The organism is Acetobacter cibinongensis, from assembly GCF_000963925.1.
Taxonomy (GTDB): domain Bacteria; phylum Pseudomonadota; class Alphaproteobacteria; order Acetobacterales; family Acetobacteraceae; genus Acetobacter; species Acetobacter cibinongensis.
On record NZ_BAMV01000063.1, the window covers coordinates 1 to 596 of the forward strand.

A 596-nucleotide genomic window follows, 5' to 3' on the forward strand; every position below is an offset into this window, starting at 1 on the left:
CGAAGGTGTTGCGACGACCGGTTGAATCCGCCGAAGAGCCGTTTTGTTGAATTCCTGTTTTCTGATTTCGGGGCTATGATGTTTTGGTTGATGGTTGTCAGGGTAACTTTTTCTCTGCGTTTTAATCCGTGAGAAGATATTACCCGCGCTGAACTGCTACGCGGTCGCACTGATCCGCTCCAGGAAGATAAAGCTGCGCATGTTGTAGACGATGTTAGCCAGCCCAATTTTCATGGTGGTCCGTGTGATACCGACGGTGTGTATGAACAATCCCATCTGTGATTTCTGATCGGCAAAGACATGCTCAACGCGAGACCGGATAACGGACTTGCCCGCATTAGATTGCTGGACATGACAGGGCATAGGCTTGATATGCGGCTTTTTCCTATGAACCCTGGAGACAAAGCCGTTCTTTTACATGAAGGCTTCATTGGCTTTTGAGCGATAGGCGGTGCGGCCCAGACATCAGACGCGGTACTGCTGCGTTCGAGCAGGCCTTCTCTCAATCGCGCACCATCGCTGGCCGCGGCATCTGTCGCTCCAAATTAACCTGAACTTCCGGTCGATGGAAACATGATCTTGTACCGGGAGCGCAA

General features: G+C 51.3%; 1 pseudogene. It reads right to left on the reverse strand.

Annotated features, from left to right (window positions below):
• Positions 1–156: 156 nt before the first annotated feature.
• Positions 157–596, reverse strand: a pseudogene (locus Abci_RS14270) (IS5/IS1182 family transposase); the annotation flags it as partial.